Raw genomic sequence first — 16,535 nt, 5'->3', positions numbered from 1 at the left:
GTATTTAATTAAACGTTTGATCAATTTACCCATCTTACTCCTCCTATATTATGCCTTTGTCTTTATAGTTCCCCCAGCAGCTTCAAATTAAAACAGATTATTTCTACTAAGCGTTCATCCTAAAATTTTATGGTAAAGCCGACGTGCTTCTGTAGTATCTTTTGTCCCGTGAATTAATACACGGCCATCTTTAAAAAAGACCATTTGCTGATCCCCTGTTCTATAAGACAATAAAAAGGGGTTTAATGTTGTATCTCCTTCATGCAGACGTGCACGTAAAGACTCCAAGTTAAGGTCTTGTTTGACAGCCGGACGAATTTGTACAGTATTTCTCCCGCACAGCACCACTGTCTTCGTCTGGTTCTCATGTGATAAAAAAGGGAAGCTGGGATCCTCGCCGCAACTTGGGCAATCCGCCTTTTTGACATTCTCCATTTTGATTGATGTATATTGATTGTTCCATAAATCAAAGGAAACTAATTTCTGGTGAAGAGAATCGAAATCTTCAACGAGAATTTTCAAAGCTTCAGTGACCTGATGGGCTGTAACCATTTGGACAGCCGGACTAATGACCCCGACTGTGTCACAAGTTGCCCCACCAAGCGGAACAGTCTCTAATAAGCAGTGCAAACAAGGAGTCTGACCAGGTATAATTGTGTAGCTGAGTCCATAACTCCCAACACACCCTCCATAAATCCACGGCACTTGGTATAGCTGCGATACATCATTGATCATCATCCTTGTTTCAAAATTATCAGTTGCGTCAAGAACGAGGTCCGCTTCTTGAAAAAGCTCTTCCAACTCCTCACGTTGCACGTCCGCAATCAGGGACGTTATCGATACATCTGAGTTAATTTGCTGCAGACGTTCCTTAGCAGCAATCGCCTTCGGGGTCCTTAATTCCGCATCCTGCTCTGAATAAAGCTGCTGCCTTTGAAGATTGCTCATTTCAACGTAATCACGATCAACTATGGTAACACTTCCGATTCCAGCCCGAACCAATTGCTCAGCACTACTGGTCCCTAAAGCTCCGGCTCCGATAATCACTACATGTTTTTCACTAATCATTTGCTGGCCGGCTTGTCCAATAGGAGCGAACAACTTTTGTCGTGAATACCGATCTGAACTCATAACTTCTCCCCCTTTATCTGGCCTTTATGTATAAGTGTAGCAAAAATTGGTTCAACTCTCTTCCTTCAACATTTTGTATATATATAAAAATTAAAAATCAGCGCCTAAAGACAGTTTTGTCTCTACGACGCTGATCCAAGGAACGGCCAATGGCTCATTCACTTTTAATTTGTTAATTTGTTCTCGCATAGCTAAACGTCACCACTTCTTAGTCACTACTTCCGTTTATTTTTACGGAATGGGATTAGAAGTTTCCCGCTCATGGTCCGCTTTACTTTTGGAGCGGCCATATTAGATTCCTTAGCTTCAGGGCTATTTTTGTAATCTTCGTCAAATAGCTCACGAGCCTTGGAATATAGCATAGTCATCGTGGTGACCTCCTTTCTGGTAGGATATAAATCAATTCCCGAAGTATTTATGGGTAAAACTTAGGAATTACAGAAATTTTACTCCTTATAGTGGGGGTTACGCAACACTTTTTTATAACCTTTTTTACCCATTTTTCGACCATATTCTACAAATTCGAATTTGACGCCTCCTACGCCTTATAACAAGGGGCTTTCGACTCGTGATTTGGACAGACCCTATCTGTGAGCATAAATCTAGAATTATCTCCTCATACTTTTTATAATTACTATTAGTTACTATTGAGGAGGATTTTTTTACAATGATTAAAGTTGCAGCTCTTGTCGGGAGCATTCGAAAAGATTCATATAACATGAAACTGACAAATTTCATACAAGAACGATATAAAGATCGCTTAAACATAAATGTCGTGCCGATTCGTGATATAGCTCATTATGATCAGGATATTGAGCATGAGGCTCCTGCCTCTGTAAAACGCTTTAAAAGTGAATTAAGCGATGTTGATGCGTTTCTAGTCGTGACACCGGAATTTAATCACTCGATACCAGGAGTATTAAAAAATGCCCTGGACTGGTTATCTCGCGGAAATCGCGAAATGGCCGGGAAGCCTACTTTTATTGCTGGTGCTTCTATGGGTGCACTTGGCACAGTAAGAGCACAAATGCAGCTCCGTCAAATCCTGAACGCTCCAGGTATGGGAGCAAATGTCTTGCCCGGAAACGAAATCCTTATAGGTTCCGTGCAAAATAAGGTAAATGACCAAGGTCAACTTGCTGATCAGGATACAATTGAATTTATTGATGGAGTCATCGAGCAATTTATTTTATTTACAGAAGCCCAATTGGTTAAATCATAACTGATGCTCCTATTAATCCCTTATGCCCCTAATGCATAAGGGATTTTTTATTTCCTTTAAATTATGACTTACGCTGGGTATCATGTTTTACAAACTGAATGTTCGGGAATATACCCCTACGGCTATTTTTCGATGTAAAATTTTCTTTACCAGAGAAAGGGGTTATCCCAATGACCATTCCATCTATATATTTTCCTGAATGCCTGGAAACGTGCACGATAAGCGGGCCATCGCTTCAGGCAGTCAGCTCAATAGTATATGATTCAAGAGAGGCAACAAGCGGATCTGTATTTGTCTGTATAAAGGGGGAACATCACGACGGACACCTGTATATAGAGCAAGCTTTAAACAATGGGGCAAAAGCGATTGTAGGGACAGATTCTTCACACTTAAACAAATATTCATATTATGATAACGATGTCAGCTTCATTAAGGTCTATGACAGCAAGAAGGCCTTAGCCAGGTTATCGACAGCTTTTTACAATTCATCTGCAGACCACTTATCTACAGTAGGGGTCACTGGGACAAATGGTAAAACGACTGTCACATCCTATATTTATTCCATGCTGAATGCCTTATCTTTCCGTACGGGTTCTATTGGCACAGCTGGGATTTGGAGCGATCAGAAAAAAACAGACTTCAAGCAAACTGTCCCCACCACTCCAGAAGCGCCGGACATTCATCATGTCCTTCATCACTTTCATGAAACTGGTATTCAAGCAGCCGTTCTGGAAACAACTTCGATCGCCTTGGTTCAAAAAAGGCTTGAGGGTATCGAATTCAATGTGGCTGTCCACACTAATTTGACACCTGAACATCTGGAGTTTCATAAAACCATGGAGGAATACAGACTAGCAAAAATGAAACTCTTCAAACAAGCAAAAAAAGCGGTTATTAATGTAGATGATAAGGGGATGTCCCAGGACATTATCGATTCATTTGATGGATCCTTTGTAACTTACAGTGTTACTGAAATGGCTGACTTCAAAGCAACAGATCTTAATTTTTCTGATAAGGGGACATCATTTACCTTGCACGCGCTAGAGGAGATGCACAAGATTGAAGCCCCCATTTATGGAAAATACAACGTCTCCAATCTATTAGCGGCTATAGCCTCTTGCCACCAGCTAGGTTTCTCCCTGAAGGAAATTCTATCAGTCATTCCTAAAGTTAAAAGCCCTGAAGGACGTTTTCAAATAGTAGATAACCATGATGCTTCTTACCAAATTGTCCTCGATTATGCACACACTCCTGACGCTCTCTCTCACGTACTGCGAGCTGTAAAGGAGATTCCTTACAAAAAGCTTATTGTAATGATTACGGGGGTAGGGTTGAGAGACCCCAGAAAACGGCCGCTCATGGCCAAGGAAGTCGAGGAATTGGCTGACGAAATTATTGTTAGTGTCGATCAGCCAGGTTTTGCAAATCGGGAAGAAGTGGTGAATGACGTATTAAAAGGGTTCACTGATCCTTGTACGAATAATATCCATTCACGACTATATCGAGAACAAGCCATCCATCATGCCTTAGATTTAGCGGAGCCTGGTGATCTCGTTTTGCTGACAGGAATTGGCTTTGGCGGCTATCAAATAATCGGTGATGAAAAAGTACCCTATTCAGAACTCGAAGTGATTGATCAATATTTTTCTACAAATAAGTCAACATTGAAAGAAACCGTCTAATAAAAATCGCCAGCTTATTGCACAGCCGGCGATTTTTCCTTTGTCTTCATGAAGGCATATAAAGGACATCACTCACTTCGAAGAACCAGCTTCTGCCCTTTTTCAGGAAAGATTTTCCCTGGATTCATGATGCCATTTGGATCCCAGCTATCCTTGATCCTCTTCATCATGCTAAGTCCAACTTCTCCAACCTCGCTCTCCATAAAAGGAGCTTTCATTGTTCCAATACCGTGTTCCCCGGATAACGTTCCACCAAGTTCAATCGCTGCTTGAAAAAGTTCTTCAACCGCAAGCTCAACTCTGGCCATTTCCTCCTGGTCACGCTTATCACACAAAACATTTGGATGAAGATTACCATCCCCTGCATGCCCAAAGACGACTACTTCTACCTCGTACTTCTCCTTTATCTCCTGCAATCGATCCATCATATCAGGAATCTTGCTTCTCGGCACTGTTGCATCTTCAGACACCTTCGTTGGTTTAATCCTCGCAATCGCTGGAGAAACTTGTTTTCTCGCATGCCAAATCTTTGCTGCTTCCTCACCCGACTTCGGGATGACTGTGTCTGTCGCTCCAAGGTCCTTCATAATTTCTTCTACTAATTTTTTTTCGATTTTCAGAGCCTCAGGGTGTCCATCCAACTCAATGATGACAATTGCCCTGGCATTAACAGGCAAACCGGCAGGCTGGAAGTTCTCAACAGCTCGGATACAGGATTGGTCCATGAATTCCATCTTAGATGGCAGAACCCCTGAAGTTAATGTTTTCGAAATTGCCTTACCTGCCAAACGCATGTCATCGAACACCGCCATCAGTGTTTGAACAGCAGGTGGTTTTGGAATAAGTTTCAGCGTAGCTTCTGTAATTACCCCAAGTGTCCCTTCAGACCCGACCAATAGTTTAGTTAAATCTAAACCTGTAACGTTTTTGATCGTTTGACCACCTGTACGAATGATCTCTCCTTCAGGTGTTACAACCTCGAGACCAAGCACAAAGTCTTTGGTTACTCCATATTTTAACCCGCGCGGCCCGCCGGAGTTTTCAGCCAGATTCCCTCCAATTGTGGCCACATGGGCACTACTGGGATCAGGTGCGTACATTAGACCATACATTTCCGCTGCTTTATTAATATTTGCAGTCAGCGTGCTTGGAGAGACTACAACAGTCAAATCATCAGCATATACATCAATAGATTCCGGCCACTGGGATAAATCGAGAACAATCCCTCCATGTACCGGTAACGGCCCTCCACTCAGGCACGTACCCTGCCCTCGAGGATACACAGGTATTTTATAAGTATTAGCAATTTTTAACACCGAGACGACTTGGGATTTACTTTTAGCTTGAACGACGGCTTCTGGCAAATACTCTCCAAATGACGCGTCAAAGCTGTAGCTGTAACGATCCGCTAATTCTGTCAACACCTGATTGGCAGGTAACTCCCTTTGAATGGCTGTGATCCAATCTTCCATATTCATCCCTCCTACCATAAATCAGATAGTAAGCGAGCAGCAGACTATGTTTGTTCATTCCTTCTTCATATTCCATCAGCTATCTGCTGTATTGCCTTTTGCGGGTATAGGGTTGTTCTTCAGAATCTTTGCCAGGTGGATTAAGTTATAGGCTTCCATCGTGGCATGTTTATCTGTGAATTCGTTTACGCCGCCTTCTGCTTCCATATAAGACGGCCCTGGTCCAGCCTCCCCAAGCCAATACGTGTCAACATTAGGCGGGATAACAAACCCTACATGGGAAAGCGCATAAAGAATCGATCTGGCTGCTGTTTTAGCTCCATCTTCATTGCCAGTGATCACCACACCTCCTACCTTGTTATAGTAGATCGACTGCCCCTTATCATTTGTCACTCCTGCCCCGCCATAAATACGTTCGATCGCTAGTGCAGCTAAACTACTTTTCTCTCCCAGCCATATAGGTGTTCCTAATATGACTATATCGGCCTCTTTGATTTTTTTAAAAATTCCCGGCCATTCATCTCCATTTCCTAAATCATCACTAATTCCATAGCTTATATTGTAGTCAGCAAGACGAACCATTTCATATTCGACTTTTTCTTTTTTGAAAATGTCAGTGACCTTCTCAATTAACGCTGCTGTATTAGACGCTTCATCACTTTTCTTAAGTGAAGCATTTAATATGATTGCTTTTAAATCATCCATTCTTAACTCGCCCTCCTTCTAATCTATATATCTATTCCCGTCCAGCCTGAAATTAAATCATTTACCGCAGTTTGTGAAAGCGTTATCATTAGTATATATTAAAACAATTGATAGGAGGTGTCGCTTTATCGACGGAGGAAAGAACAATCTTTCCCTTTTAGACTACCTTGGACTAATGACAGAAGAACAAATGAGTTTACACATGTAGGAAAGCGGTTTTAATATTATAAAACTTGGGTACATTAAAAGGCGTAACAGATTAGTCTGTCCGCGTTAATAGCCTGTTTTCCACCTTATAAATTAATTTAGATACACAGGTGCCCATTTAGAGGAAATGGGTGCTTATTTTTTGTCGAATAAACATTCGACATGTTCTTAAAAACACGCAAACATTCATTTATGACTAAGCAAAAAACCCCTTTATGGCGGGATTTATATTTTTGCTATAAACTATGATCTATATGAACGTAGCAGCCATTCGACTTCATTCTGATTTTTTCTCCAACAAAAATCTATTCCTACTTACAGTTATCTTTAACGTTACGTTAGAGTCAATCCTTATTTCCCAGGGAATATTGTCGTTTATTAGGAAGTTTTCTGTTGTATTGTCAAATCACTTGTAATGGTAAATAATAGTTTTATACTAAACCTATAGTAGAGAAAGGTTGAGGGATTATCATGGTAAGTCATAAGGTTATTGAACCTAGTAGATTAAGCCAAGCCCATATGAACGAAGTGTCGACAATTTACCAAGTCTATCATGATCAGCTTAGACACACTTCGAGTAAAGAAGCTGCTGAAGCTACGAAGAACTATTGTCTTTCAAGCGCGCATGTTAAGACAGAAGACAAGCTGGCAAGTTATGAATTTCTCTATATGAACGACTATTTCCGGGAATTGGATGAAGCTCTCTCTACTACTCAGGATAATTCTGAAGTTCCTTTGTTATATCAGATTCTATTAACTCGTTACTCAAAGCCCTTGACTAATGAAGATTTAGAATGGCTGCAGACACTTTCCTTCAGTCACCCATCCTTGAGATGTCTTCATTTATTCACCTTAGTCTATGCTTACTATGATAGTAAACAGTACACAGGATTAGATAAATATGTAGATGAGTGCTATGATGCCCTCTTGCACGTTAATGAACCTTTATTCTACTACTATATGAAATTGAGATTTGATGAACTACTTTTTCAGCACTATTGGAAGACCAATAACATTCTTTTAGCTAAAAAGTATATTTATAAAGTTCTTAACACAGACCTTTCACCACGGAAACAAAGTGGCATGAACCACAACTTGGCGCTATGCCACCTCTACGAAGATTACGATTTATCAATCGGCTATGCTTATGCAGGACTTAGCATTGCCCGCGAAAATCAATTAAATAAGGTTATTACATCGATTCAAAATTATACGATCCCTTTTATCTCAGCTTTTCACAAAAGAACACTAAACATTACAACGCCTGACCCAGTTGAGACAGCTCATTTAGCTATTGCTAATAATGATCGAAACAAGGCAGAGTCCATTCTTTCAAAGCTATCTGTATTAACACCGTTCCAAGAAAGCTATTTAGGCCTGGCAAGGGAAGATCGAATAATGCTAAAGCGAGCCCATAATAGGTTCATTCAGGAATACGGCGATCATTTTTTTGCCCAATTGCCTCTTTACTATTTGGAGCGAATCCATCACACCAATCAGGAGGAATAACTTTATGAAAAAGATACTTTCTGTTTCATTTTTAACGTTGGTTTTATTGGGTGCTTTCGGTTCAGGTTACAGTGCTTTTGTATATGATCCCGGTGATCCTGGTATGGGATCGATCGAGTTAGCAGTAGATCCAGGTGACCCAGGAATGGGTTCTATTGAACTTACAGCGACGGAGGGGCCGTCATATGTAGATCCAGGTGATCCTGGAATGGGTTAATATCATTAGAGCGAGGCTGACCGAACAATCGGCAGCCTCTTTTTAATGAATATTTTTACAATGAGGTAGGAACTTACCAGGTACATATAGAAATATAAATTTACACTATCTATCAAAAGGGGTTCTCCCATGAATATATATTGTCAAAATGCTTTTCATCAATTAGAAGTTGTCATTGCTTCCCTTTCTGAAATTATTGGGCAGTTATCAGAAGAAGATTTGACCTTTCGACCTACGCAGGGTAAGTTCTCAGTCGGTGAAACCCTTGCACATTTAGCTATGATCCCAATCGCTGATGGTAAAGTATTGGAGGAATCCTCCGAAGAAGACATGATTACCTTGTACAGTTCTATTACATTAACGACAAAGAGCGAAATTTCAGAAGCCTTATATGAACATTTCTCATTACTAAAAGAGCAATTTGATAGTTACTCGGAAAAAGAATTATTCACACAAACGACTTCCTGGTGGGGAGTTACCTACACACGTTTTGAATGGCTCCTCGAAATTATTGCGCATATGTACCACCATCGCGGACAACTTCATGCTATGCTCGTTCATACTTATAACAAGGACCCGGAGGTTTTATTATTTGAATAGGCACTTTATTTCTCTTATGAACAACCTTTATATATAATTGAAAATACACAAGATTAATTGATAGTAAACACACCTTGGGAGGCTAGGTTACTTATCAATTTTTTCCACATTACTTTCAAAAACCTTGCATAAATACCTTTCGCTAATCTAATCAGCTCTTTATTTAAAATTATTATAAATAAATATTGATTTTTATTAAATTTACATTATAATAATTAGTGTAGTAAATGTTGAAAGGGGACCGAAGTAATGACAGATCATAATCGCAAACCACATTTAACAAACAACGCCGGCGCACCCGTCGGTGACAACCAGAACTCCATCACAGCTGGGTCACGAGGGCCCACTTTAATACAAGATGTACATTTATTAGAAAAACTGGCTCACTTTAATCGCGAACGTGTTCCTGAACGCGTTGTCCATGCCAAAGGCGCAGGAGCTCACGGGTATTTTGAAGTGACCAATGATGTAACTGCCTACACGAAGGCCAAGTTCTTGGACGAGGTCGGCAAACGTACTCCAATGTTTGCCCGATTTTCAACAGTTGCCGGCGAGAAAGGCTCTGCTGATTCCGTACGTGACCCTCGCGGATTTGCACTAAAGTTTTATACAGAGGATGGCAACTACGACATGGTCGGGAACAATACACCAGTCTTTTTCCTAAGAGATGCTATTAAATTCCCGGACTTTATTCACACGCAAAAGAGGAATCCAGCCACGAACCTGAAAGATCCAAATGCAGTCTGGGATTTCTTCTCGCTTTCACCGGAATCGCTGCATCAGGTGACAGTACTTCATTCTGACCGCGGTATTCCGGCTACGTTTAGACATATGCATGGTTACAGCAGCCATACGTTCAAATGGACAAATGCTGATGGCGATTCTGTTTGGGTGAAATACCACTTTAGAACAGAACAAGGAGTAAAAAATATGGACGAGGCTACTGGCGCACGTCTAGCTGGAGAAAATCCTGATTTCCATACACAAGACTTGTATGCAGCGATTGAAAATGGCGACTATCCTGCATGGAAGCTATATGTTCAAATCATGCCGATTGAGGATGCAAACACGTATCGCTTTGACCCATTTGATGTAACGAAAGTATGGTCACAAAAAGATTATCCTCTTATTGAGGTGGGTCGTATGGTTCTTGATCAGAACCCTGAGAATTACTTTGCAGAAGTAGAACAGGCAACTCTTTCACCTGGTGCACTAGTACCTGGAATTGAGGTCTCTCCTGACAAGATGCTTCAAGGCCGATTGTTTGCATACTCTGACGCACACCGCTATCGTGTTGGAGCAAACCATGAAGCACTTCCTGTTAACCGTCCGAGAGCTCAGGTGCACAATTATCAGCGAGATGGCTTTATGCGTTTTGATGGCAACGGAGGCGGTGCGCCGAATTATGAGCCGAACAGCCTCGGAGGACCTGCTGAACAGTCTGAAAACAAACAAGCTGCCTATGAAGTTTCTGGACTCGCGGACAGTGTGAGTTATGACCATGATGACCATTACACTCAGGCCGGAGATCTTTACCGTTTGCTCAGTGAAGAAGAACAAACTCGTCTCGTTCAGAACGTTGTTGATTCCATGAAACCTGTAGAAAGAGATGAAGTGAAACTTCGCCAGATTGAGCATTTCTACAAAGCAGACCCTGAATACGGAACACGAGTAGCCCAAGGCTTAGGTTTGCAGGTTCCTCAAAAGGCTTAACCATTTTAAATCAAACCATAAGAGGCTAAGACATAAGTAAAGTAATGATTTCAAAAAGCGAACGATAAAAAGATGAATAGTATAAATGCAGTCATTAGCGTAGTCAAAATACGTAGACTCCTGTGGGAGGACAGGCCTAGGTGAGACCTCCTTGTGCGCCAGCACAAGGAGGCTCAACAGCCGCCCACGGAAAGCGAAGTGTTTTGACGGAGCGAATCAGAAATCCTTTCTTGCACACAAATAATCCGAACGAATCGTTCGGATTATTTGATGCTTAATTCAGTTTTGTCCCAGCCTCAGTTTATGAAAAACTTTAATGATTTTGTTTCTTTTTTTGTTTACCTTGTCCTAAAGAAGTTTGGATATCTTCCTTGTATGCGTAAGAAAATAATAGTGATACCAGTATGGCACCGCCAATTAGGTTGCCAATACTCGCCGGTATAAGATTAAACAGTATATATTGATACCAAGTATATTGATCTGAAGCCAGAACCCCCATACTAAAGTATCCCATATTGGCAGCACTGTGCTGGAAGTTACCTGCAACGAATAAAACTACCGGAAGCATAGTTCCTAGAACTTTACCGGTAAAATCCCGTGCTGCAGTCGTCAAAAAAGCTGCCATGCCGATGAGCCAGTTGGCCAATATCCCTGATATAACCACTTCAAACCAACCTTTCACGCCATGGTCTAAAAACTTCATTTTATGATCCAAATACATCGAAAGCTCTGAATAAAACTCTGGTGCGAGTGAGCCTGACATTTGAATTAATACCGCAACTGAGAAAGCACCAATAATGTTGCCAATATAAGTAGCGGCCCAGAAGCGATAGATACTTTTTTTCATAAGATTGGCTTTATTAAACAAGTAGGATGGCAGGAGAACGTTAATTTCCGTGAACAGCACGGCTCCTGAAATAAATACCATCGCATAACCTGCTGCGAATCCTAATCCAGACAGTAAGTGGTAGATACCCTTTGTTTCCACGCCTACTGCTAATAGGATGGAAAAGACAGCTCCAAAGGTCATAAACGACCCCGCCGTCATAGCCAGTAGAAACTGACCACTAAATGGTTTATTTAAATGATCTCTTCCCTTTTCCCCAAATTCTTCGATAATTTGGGAAGGAATATAGAACTGACGGCTTGGGCGATCAACGGGCCCGCTAGATGTAATATCCTGTTCATGTTTATCTTCATTAGCCATAGATCTCACCCTCCAATTCTTCTGCTATACCCGATTTCCCGAAACGGATAACCTATTTTATCTCCTTGGGTATATTTTTGGGACTAGAAGCGCACATTACTAATTACAATATCCTTATCAAGGAGGGGATCCTGTGCCCAGTAGAGATCAGGCTTGTCTAGCGTGTGATGGTCGGGGACTGCTTATGGACGATGAAGAATGGCATTATACTTGTAAAATTTGTAATGGTGATGGATTTATGCCTCAGGGTACAAACGTAGTTAATCGACAGCCAGCCGATGTAGATGAGACAAACCGTATTTTAGATTAGAAAAAAAGAAGTGCTGGCATGAGTCCAGCACTTCTTTTTAAGTTTGGTGCAGCTTTCGCCTTGGAATCGAAGGCTGTTGAATCTCAAGATCCTTATTTTGAAGGTTATCCGTTAATTGAACAGCTGCCTTACCCAATTGATATAAACGGCCTTTGACATCTTCATCCACCAGTTCCCCTTCACTAAAATGACCATTATGAACATACACTCCGCCTGGTATAACATGGGCACGGAAATAATTAGCAAGCGGATTCAGCTGATGGTCGATCACTAAATAATGGTGATAGCTGCCTCCAGACGCAATAAAACCAATTGCCTTTCCTCTTAACGAATCGTTCGGTATTAAGTCAAAAACGTTTTTCAAAGCCCCTGTCAATGAAGCGCGATAGACAGGCGTTCCAATGATCAGTGCATCAGCTTCAACAATTAAGTCTATGAGTGCTTTTGTATCTCCTTCATATAATGAGGGATCACGTCCATCACATAGCACCGTATCGTATTCACCGAGATGCACAAGCTCTGTTTCAGCATCAGGAAGAGCTTCTTTAGCCGCTTCAATAGCTTGTTTAACGGAAACCCACGTCTTCGAACTCAACGTCACACTTCCCGACAAGCCTAATACCTTCATGCCAGAACTCCTTCAGCTTTAAGCTTTGCTTCCTTCTCTTTCACAAGCGGAATCACTTCTTTTCCAAAGCGCTCAAGATCTTGTTCATAATGAAAGTGTGCGGTAAGAATCAGGTCCACCCCGATCTTCTTCAACTCGATGATTTGATTCGCTACCTGTTCAGCGGTACCAATCAATCCTGTCTTGAAGCCATCATTATATTGCACCAGATCTTCATAGCTGGAATCAGCCCACATGCCTTGCTTATCCTGTGTGGATTGCCCCGCTTCTTGTACAGATTGCTTAAATCCTTCAACAGCGTCCTCATCTGCAGCATGAACGATATCGTTCAACTGTTGATAGGCTTCCTCTTCAGAATCCCTCACAATCGCAAAACCATGTGCAGCGAATTTGACCTCGCGTCCTTCTTGTTGTGCCAGTTCACGTACCTCATCAATTTGCTTTTTAAATCCTTCTAGTGTATTTCCATTCATAAAGTAATAATCTGAGACACGCGCTGCCATCTGTTTAGCTGCTGAAGAATTCCCTCCTTGGAAAATCGGGAGATCGCCTCCTTGAACAGGTTTTGGTTTAGATGGTGCATCATTTATTTTGTAAAAGTCCCCGCTAAACGCAGCTTTTTCTTTTGTCCAGAATTCTCGCAGCACACGGATAAATTCTTCCGAACGGCGGTACCGTTCATCATGCTCTAGCCAAGGTTCACCGAATCCAGTAAATTCTTGTTTAAACCAGCCGCTCACTACATTAACAGCGGCTCTACCCTCGCTGATTTGATCCAGCGTCGACAACATTTTCGCATACACGGCCGGATGCCATAAACCAGGATGAACTGCAGAGATCAGCTGTAAACGATCTGTAACGGCTGCCAGCGCTGAAGCTAATGTAATCGCCTCAAGCTGGTTTTCAGCTCCATAGCTTGCAAAAAACCTCGTCTGTAATAAAGCTAAATCATAGTTCGAATCCTCAGCAATTTGCGCATATCTTTTATTCGCCTCAAAACTCCAATCCGTTTGCTGAGGCAGCTTTGAAACCACTAACCCTCCACTTACATTTGGAACCCAATAAGCAAATTTTAAATTTCCCATAATTAAACCGTCTCCTCTCTTAAAGTAGACGGACACAATACGGCCATGATACATTAATAATAATGGTCGTAGATGTCCGTGTTTCCCTTAGGCGGGAAGGACTTAAATGATCAGCCCGGCAAAAGGTGTTGCAGCACCTTTTGCCTTTTTCATTCAATTAAAATTCAATTAAAAAACCCTTTCCTGCTTCACGAAGCAAGAAAGGGCGTATATAGCAGCGGGCAAATATCCGTACTAACACGACCTTCTTATCTTCGGATGCAATCCACTGAATTTGGCACCATGCAAACGCTGGTTGCCGAGACTTCATAGGGTCAGTCCCTCCGCCTCTCTTGATAAGAAGAAATCGTTATTTAATTGAATGATTAGACCCTATCATAATGTCTATATTATCTCCTGTCAATCCGCTTTTTAAATATTTACATAATTATTTACCATGAGAAATTGCTCTCCTATTCAGGAAGTTCGGCTAAGACCGACTCTCCGCAGTACAGGACCTATGCATTAGTAATTTACAGAAGAGCTCTCCTCTTCCAATGGCTTCTTCTCTTTCCTTGCTAAAGCAACTATTCCGGCAATTAGGAAAGCAAGTCCTCCGAACAATCCAAACCCGATTGTTCCAACAGTTGTAACGACAGCTGTAATGATCAGGATAATGCCGGCTGGTTTCGGCTTCTTATTTCCTTTAAGGAAAACAATAGCTAGGATTCCCAGGATAATCGCCACTAAAGCAGAAATGATGATCAACCAAGTCACAGAAGCTACACCTTCCATAATTTGATCAACAGAGAGTTGAGCTTGTTCGAGGTTGGGATCTGAATCCAACATACTCTGCATTTCTGCTCTCCATCCCTCATTATCCTGTATATTGAGGAAAACAAAGCTCAAAGCAGTAGTAATTCCATAAATAAGCAATCCGATTACTACAAACACGGTTTCTACAATTCTTTTCATATTACTCACACTCCTTTATTGACTAAGCATTCGCGATATCCCTTTTGGAAAAGAAAAACCAGGATAAACCTAGGAACAAAACTAAGTAAACCATCAAGACTGATACGGAAAAAGTTAAGGTTAAGTCTGAAATAATTGGTGTTCCTGTAAAAAATTGATTCAAATTTGTGTTAGCAAACAAAATAAATTTCGCCCATTCTTTATCGCTAAAGAAACCGACAATTGAATTTCCTGTCATCATCAGAAAAATAGCGACTCCTATCGCAAGTGAACTGTTTCTGAAAATAGCAGAAATCATAAATGCAAAAGTTGCCATCATAACCAAATTCACAGAACTTAGCAGGTATTGCGTCAACGTTAATTGGAAGATCGGAGCTTGTTGAATCTCTTCCCCTTTCCAATATAAATAAGGTTCCATAAAGTTTTCAAAGCCAAATAAAACAGAACCTGTCAGGAACGATAGTACATATAAAAATAATAACATGGTCATGGCAAATAGTAGCACAGAAACATATTTCGATGCTAATATTTTCGTACGGGAGATGGGCCTGATAAGCAGTAACTTAATGGAACCCCATTTAAATTCATTCGCAATCATACCCGCTGCCACAATAATCGTCAGAAGACTGATAATGGAAATATTCGCCCTATTGTCCTGAACAAAATTCCAAACATCATACCCGCCCGGCTCCACACTATTTTCGATCCGGTATTCATTCATAGCGATTTGCCTTTCATTCATGGATGCCGCAAACTCCTGTTCCTTAGCTTGTTGACGAAGTTGTTCATTCTCAGCTTGCAATTCCTGTTTCCAATTCCCATCTGTAGATTGTTCATCGTCCATGATAGTTTGATCTACCTTCATAAAAACACCAAACCCAATAATAAAGACCGCTAATACGATATACATCACCCATGTAGCTATCTGGGAATACGTTTTCATCTGTTCATTCTTAACTAACTGGATAAAGTTACTCAATGGTTCCCTCTCCGATCAAATCTAGAAATTTATCTTCCAAGGTAGAACGGTTTACGTTCACGCTGTAGATATTAATATTTTGTTCGACAAGTTTCTGGATGACATTCGGAATTTCCGTTTTCTCGATTGAAAACAGTAACTCATTTTCACCTTGACTTACAGTTCCCTCTAACAGTTGCTGCAGCACCTGAAAGGCTTGATCTATTGGCTCTGCCTCAAGCGCTACTTCTTTTTGCTCTGATTGCTGCAAAGCGTCCTGTACAGACTGAATCGAAACAAGCTCACCATTTTTAATAATACCGATTCGGTCACACATCATTTCCATTTCAGATAAAATGTGACTTGAGACAATAACTGCCACACCTTCTTCGGCTGCCAGTCTTCTTATGTAGGAACGAATTTCGCGAATCCCTGAAGGATCCAATCCATTAGTTGGTTCATCAAGGATAAGAATGGAAGGACTATGTAATAGAGCCTGGGCAATCCCAAGCCGCTGTCTCATTCCTAAAGAATATTTGGATACTTTATCTTTAATCCTTTTTTCAAGCCCAACGAGACGCACAACCTCCTGTATTCTTTCTTTGCTAATGCCCGGGATCATCCTTGAGTAATGAACGAGGTTCTTCCATCCCGTCATAAATGGATACATTTCCGGGTTTTCTACAATCCCCCCCACATGACGAACTGCATTTTTAAAATCAGTTTTCACACTGTGGCCTTTAATCATGACATCTCCATCTGTCATGCCCATAAGCCCAACCATCATTCGGATAGTAGTCGTTTTCCCTGCCCCATTTGGTCCGAGGAAACCAAATACCTCACCACTATAAATCTCAAAGTCCAACCCTTTAATAATCGGTTTATTACGTATCGTTTTCTTAAGATTTTTTAACTTCATTACAGGTTCCGACATT

17 protein-coding genes and 1 riboswitch are annotated in these 16,535 nt (G+C 41.1%); of the genes, 7 read left to right on the top strand and 10 right to left on the bottom strand.

Annotated features, from left to right (window positions below; all coding sequences use genetic code 11):
- Positions 1-114 precede the first annotated feature (114 nt).
- Together G6R08_RS12230 and G6R08_RS21975 are read right to left on the bottom strand one after the other, a co-directional pair.
- Entirely contained in the window at positions 115-1,131 is a 1,017-nt protein-coding gene (locus G6R08_RS12230; RefSeq protein WP_163528232.1) for a thiazole biosynthesis adenylyltransferase ThiF, read from the bottom strand.
- 215 nt (positions 1,132-1,346) lie between these two features.
- Complete coding sequence (locus tag G6R08_RS21975; protein ID WP_205439421.1) at positions 1,347-1,499, bottom strand: hypothetical protein; 153 nt, start codon at positions 1,497-1,499, stop codon at positions 1,347-1,349.
- Positions 1,500-1,801: 302 nt separating this feature from the next.
- On the opposite strand from G6R08_RS21975, the gene G6R08_RS12225 reads away from it, so the two are divergent.
- Positions 1,802-2,353, top strand: a complete 552-nt coding sequence (locus G6R08_RS12225; RefSeq protein WP_163531299.1) for an NADPH-dependent FMN reductase — start codon at positions 1,802-1,804, stop codon at positions 2,351-2,353.
- Between the two features lie 170 nt (positions 2,354-2,523).
- A complete protein-coding gene (locus G6R08_RS12220; RefSeq protein ID WP_163528230.1) occupies positions 2,524-4,035 on the top strand; it encodes a UDP-N-acetylmuramoyl-L-alanyl-D-glutamate--2,6-diaminopimelate ligase in 1,512 nt (503 codons plus the stop codon).
- Positions 4,036-4,103: 68 nt separating this feature from the next.
- Here G6R08_RS12220 and G6R08_RS12215 read toward each other — a convergent pair whose 3' ends face one another.
- Both G6R08_RS12215 and G6R08_RS12210 read right to left on the bottom strand, forming a co-directional pair.
- Positions 4,104-5,507 (bottom strand): FAD-binding oxidoreductase, encoded by a 1,404-nt coding sequence (locus G6R08_RS12215; RefSeq protein WP_163528228.1) that lies wholly within the window; start codon positions 5,505-5,507, stop codon positions 4,104-4,106.
- Between the two features lie 75 nt (positions 5,508-5,582).
- On the bottom strand, positions 5,583-6,212 hold the full coding sequence (locus G6R08_RS12210; protein ID WP_163528226.1) for a flavodoxin family protein: 630 nt from the start codon (positions 6,210-6,212) through the stop codon (positions 5,583-5,585).
- Between the two features lie 678 nt (positions 6,213-6,890).
- Here G6R08_RS12210 and G6R08_RS12205 point away from each other — a divergent pair.
- The 4 genes from G6R08_RS12205 (at position 6,891) to katA (ending at position 10,458) form a co-directional block, all read left to right on the top strand.
- Positions 6,891-7,928, top strand: a complete 1,038-nt coding sequence (locus tag G6R08_RS12205; protein WP_163528224.1) for an AimR family lysis-lysogeny pheromone receptor — start codon at positions 6,891-6,893, stop codon at positions 7,926-7,928.
- A gap of 4 nt (positions 7,929-7,932) precedes the next feature.
- The gene (locus tag G6R08_RS12200; RefSeq protein ID WP_163528222.1) at positions 7,933-8,145 is read left to right on the top strand and encodes a hypothetical protein; all 213 of its coding nucleotides are present in this window, start codon (positions 7,933-7,935) and stop codon (positions 8,143-8,145) included.
- A 129-nt stretch (positions 8,146-8,274) separates the two neighbouring features.
- Positions 8,275-8,745, top strand: coding sequence for a DinB family protein (locus tag G6R08_RS12195; RefSeq protein WP_163528220.1), 471 nt, complete (start codon positions 8,275-8,277; stop codon positions 8,743-8,745).
- Positions 8,746-8,994: 249 nt separating this feature from the next.
- Positions 8,995-10,458 (top strand): catalase KatA, encoded by a 1,464-nt coding sequence (gene katA / locus G6R08_RS12190; RefSeq protein ID WP_163528218.1) that lies wholly within the window; start codon positions 8,995-8,997, stop codon positions 10,456-10,458.
- Positions 10,459-10,771: 313 nt separating this feature from the next.
- Here katA and G6R08_RS12185 read toward each other — a convergent pair whose 3' ends face one another.
- On the bottom strand, positions 10,772-11,665 hold the full coding sequence (locus G6R08_RS12185) for a formate/nitrite transporter family protein (protein ID WP_163528216.1): 894 nt from the start codon (positions 11,663-11,665) through the stop codon (positions 10,772-10,774).
- Between the two features lie 133 nt (positions 11,666-11,798).
- Between G6R08_RS12185 and G6R08_RS21970 the strand changes: the two genes are divergently transcribed.
- Complete coding sequence (locus G6R08_RS21970; RefSeq protein ID WP_205439420.1) at positions 11,799-11,975, top strand: hypothetical protein; 177 nt, start codon at positions 11,799-11,801, stop codon at positions 11,973-11,975.
- Between the two features lie 37 nt (positions 11,976-12,012).
- Here the strand turns inward: G6R08_RS21970 and G6R08_RS12180 are convergent, their stop codons facing one another.
- The 5 genes from G6R08_RS12180 to G6R08_RS12160 all read right to left on the bottom strand — a co-directional run bounded on the left by G6R08_RS12180 (position 12,013) and on the right by G6R08_RS12160 (position 16,534).
- Positions 12,013-12,603 carry an NADPH-dependent FMN reductase gene (locus G6R08_RS12180; RefSeq protein WP_163528215.1) on the bottom strand — a complete coding sequence of 197 codons (591 nt, stop codon included), beginning with the start codon at positions 12,601-12,603 and terminating at the stop codon, positions 12,013-12,015.
- A complete protein-coding gene (gene sfnG, locus G6R08_RS12175) occupies positions 12,600-13,688 on the bottom strand; it encodes a dimethylsulfone monooxygenase SfnG (protein WP_163528213.1) in 1,089 nt (362 codons plus the stop codon). The genes G6R08_RS12180 and sfnG overlap by 4 nt, the downstream gene beginning before the upstream one ends.
- Positions 13,689-13,933: 245 nt before the next feature.
- Positions 13,934-14,030: riboswitch (SAM riboswitch) on the bottom strand.
- 162 nt (positions 14,031-14,192) lie between these two features.
- A complete protein-coding gene (locus tag G6R08_RS12170; RefSeq protein ID WP_163528211.1) occupies positions 14,193-14,642 on the bottom strand; it encodes a DUF4064 domain-containing protein in 450 nt (149 codons plus the stop codon).
- 22 nt (positions 14,643-14,664) lie between these two features.
- Positions 14,665-15,621 carry an ABC transporter permease gene (locus G6R08_RS12165; protein WP_163528210.1) on the bottom strand — a complete coding sequence of 319 codons (957 nt, stop codon included), beginning with the start codon at positions 15,619-15,621 and terminating at the stop codon, positions 14,665-14,667.
- The gene (locus tag G6R08_RS12160; RefSeq protein ID WP_163528208.1) at positions 15,614-16,534 is read right to left on the bottom strand and encodes an ABC transporter ATP-binding protein; all 921 of its coding nucleotides are present in this window, start codon (positions 16,532-16,534) and stop codon (positions 15,614-15,616) included. Before G6R08_RS12160 ends, G6R08_RS12165 begins: the two co-directional genes overlap by 8 nt.
- Between the last annotated feature and the right edge of the window lies 1 nt (position 16,535).

Origin of the sequence: Halobacillus ihumii (assembly GCF_902726645.1) — a bacterium.
Lineage (GTDB): Bacteria > Bacillota > Bacilli > Bacillales > Halobacillaceae > Halobacillus_A > Halobacillus_A ihumii.
Note: the sequence above shows the minus strand (reverse complement) of the source record. Positions and strands in the feature narration are given on the sequence as shown.

Excerpts from the sequence above, each read along its gene's own strand:
- G6R08_RS12230 (WP_163528232.1), bottom strand. The coding sequence starts at position 1,131 with ATGAGTTCAGATCGGTATTCACGACAAAAGTTGTTCGCTCCTATTGGA.
- G6R08_RS21975 (WP_205439421.1), bottom strand. The coding sequence starts at position 1,499 with ATGACTATGCTATATTCCAAGGCTCGTGAGCTATTTGACGAAGATTAC.
- G6R08_RS12220 (WP_163528230.1), top strand. The coding sequence starts at position 2,524 with ATGACCATTCCATCTATATATTTTCCTGAATGCCTGGAAACGTGCACG.
- G6R08_RS12215 (WP_163528228.1), bottom strand. The coding sequence starts at position 5,507 with ATGGAAGATTGGATCACAGCCATTCAAAGGGAGTTACCTGCCAATCAG.
- G6R08_RS12210 (WP_163528226.1), bottom strand. The coding sequence starts at position 6,212 with ATGGATGATTTAAAAGCAATCATATTAAATGCTTCACTTAAGAAAAGT.
- G6R08_RS12205 (WP_163528224.1), top strand. The coding sequence starts at position 6,891 with ATGGTAAGTCATAAGGTTATTGAACCTAGTAGATTAAGCCAAGCCCAT.
- G6R08_RS12200 (WP_163528222.1), top strand. The coding sequence starts at position 7,933 with ATGAAAAAGATACTTTCTGTTTCATTTTTAACGTTGGTTTTATTGGGT.
- G6R08_RS12195 (WP_163528220.1), top strand. The coding sequence starts at position 8,275 with ATGAATATATATTGTCAAAATGCTTTTCATCAATTAGAAGTTGTCATT.
- katA (WP_163528218.1), top strand. The coding sequence starts at position 8,995 with ATGACAGATCATAATCGCAAACCACATTTAACAAACAACGCCGGCGCA.
- G6R08_RS12185 (WP_163528216.1), bottom strand. The coding sequence starts at position 11,665 with ATGGCTAATGAAGATAAACATGAACAGGATATTACATCTAGCGGGCCC.
- G6R08_RS12180 (WP_163528215.1), bottom strand. The coding sequence starts at position 12,603 with ATGAAGGTATTAGGCTTGTCGGGAAGTGTGACGTTGAGTTCGAAGACG.
- sfnG (WP_163528213.1), bottom strand. The coding sequence starts at position 13,688 with ATGGGAAATTTAAAATTTGCTTATTGGGTTCCAAATGTAAGTGGAGGG.
- G6R08_RS12170 (WP_163528211.1), bottom strand. The coding sequence starts at position 14,642 with ATGAAAAGAATTGTAGAAACCGTGTTTGTAGTAATCGGATTGCTTATT.
- G6R08_RS12160 (WP_163528208.1), bottom strand. The coding sequence starts at position 16,534 with ATGTCGGAACCTGTAATGAAGTTAAAAAATCTTAAGAAAACGATACGT.